Here is a 1,775-nt window from a genome sequence, read left to right as displayed (position 1 = left end):
TTACTCACCCGTCCGCCGCTAATCCACTTCCCGAAGGAAGCTTCATCGCTCGACTTGCATGTGTTAAGCACGCCGCCAGCGTTCGTCCTGAGCCAGGATCAAACTCTCAATTTTAAAGTTTAATCTCTTCTCAAATTCATTGACAAGGYTTATTACCTTATCTTACTGGCTGTTACAAGAATGTTTCTTGTTAATTCTCTGTTTAATTTTCAAAGACCGCATCGCCTCAGCGACTTTTATATCTTAACAAATTTGTTGTTCTTTGTCAAGAAATATTTTTACATGAACTTTAATTCCATTCATTCATGTACGCTGCCTACAAGCAACAATATATATGTTATCAAATAATAAAATTTTAGTTTTAATGTAGATACTAAAATATTAATATTAAATCACATTTACTCTAATATACTATTAATTTATATAGTTTAAGCATATTGATACGCCTGGCAAGCTTTATGTCTATTTTTAAGTTTATTAGTATATATAACTATCTTCTATTAATAATAATATAATTCAAAATAGATTTTATCTATTTTACAATATCATTATGTCCTTTAAATTTATTAAATATACATATTATTAAATAAAAAAAGATAGCAAATTAATTGCTATCTTTTTTATTATATTATTTTATTTCAACTGTGTATTTATCTCTTAAGTTTTGTGTAAACTCATTATATTGTTGATTTTGTTTTTCTTGTAAAAGTTTATTATTTATCATAGCTTTAACTTCATCAAAAGGCTTAATCATACTTTCTCTTATATTATCAACTATTATTAAATGATATCCAAATTGAGTTTTAACAGCTTCTGTAACTTTATCAACTTCTGCTTCAAACACTGCTTTTTCAAATTCTGGAACCATTTGACCTTTAGTAAATGTTCCTAAACTTCCCCCTTGAGCTTTTGAAGGACATTTTGAATATTTTTCAGCTGCTTCTGAAAAATCTAATCCATTTTTTATTTCTCCATATATACTATTAGCTTCATCTTCTGAATCAACTAATATATGTCTTGCTGTTATAAGTTCTTGTGTTCTAAACTCTTCTTTATTTTCTTCATAATATTTTTTAGCTTCTTCTTCTGAAACTGTAGCTCTAGCTAAAACATTAGATACCGCTACTTGTATTAAAAGTTGCTTCTTAGTAGCTTCTAATTGTTTTTTAAAGTCTTCTGTTTCATCAACTTTCATATCTTTAGCATAATTATATGAAAGTTCAAAATCAATCATTTGTTTTATTAAGTCTTCTCTTCCCTTTTCTGTATTTAAATACGTTTGTCTTTCCTTTGGGAAGCTAAGTATTGTATTATCTACATCCTTATCTGTAATTTCTTGCCCATTAACTATAGCCACGATATTATTTTCCATAAAAAATCTCCTTTATAATAAATTTATTTCTATTACAGTTTAATTTTAACATAAAAGAAACTAAATTTTAAGTATAATTCCACTTTAAAATTTAACTTACTATAAAAAGCACCTAAGATATTTATCTTAGGTGCTTTTTTGGTGGCTCGACCAGGAATCGAACCAGGGACACGAGGATTTTCAGTCCTCTGCTCTACCGACTGAGCTATCGAGCCATATAATTTCATCTGGCAACGACCTACTCTTCCACAGGGYCTCCCCTGCAGTACCATCAGCGCTTTGAAGCTTAACCTTCGTGTTCGGCATGGGAACGGGTGTTACCTTCAAGCCATAATCACCAGATTATTTTCTTTGAAAGAATGTTCTTTCAAAATTACACAGTGAATTTTATTTTGGTCAAGCC

At 29.6% G+C, this 1,775-nt stretch carries 1 protein-coding gene, 1 tRNA gene and 2 rRNA genes; all 4 read right to left on the bottom strand.

Annotated features, from left to right (window positions below):
- Window positions 1-114, bottom strand: a 16S ribosomal RNA gene (locus ACYUEW_RS18910); the annotation flags it as partial.
- Window positions 115-628: 514 nt separating this feature from the next.
- Window positions 629-1,372, bottom strand: a complete 744-nt coding sequence (locus tag ACYUEW_RS18905; RefSeq protein ID WP_106901430.1) for a peptidylprolyl isomerase — start codon at window positions 1,370-1,372, stop codon at window positions 629-631.
- Between the two features lie 139 nt (window positions 1,373-1,511).
- A tRNA-Phe gene (locus tag ACYUEW_RS18900) sits at window positions 1,512-1,587 on the bottom strand.
- 10 nt (window positions 1,588-1,597) lie between these two features.
- A 5S ribosomal RNA gene (rrf, locus tag ACYUEW_RS18895) occupies window positions 1,598-1,714 on the bottom strand.
- Between the last annotated feature and the right edge of the window lie 61 nt (window positions 1,715-1,775).

Source organism: Clostridium sp. CTA-1, assembly GCF_054768215.1.
The sequence above is the reverse complement of the archived record's forward strand: the minus strand, read 5'-3'. Positions and strand labels throughout refer to the sequence as shown.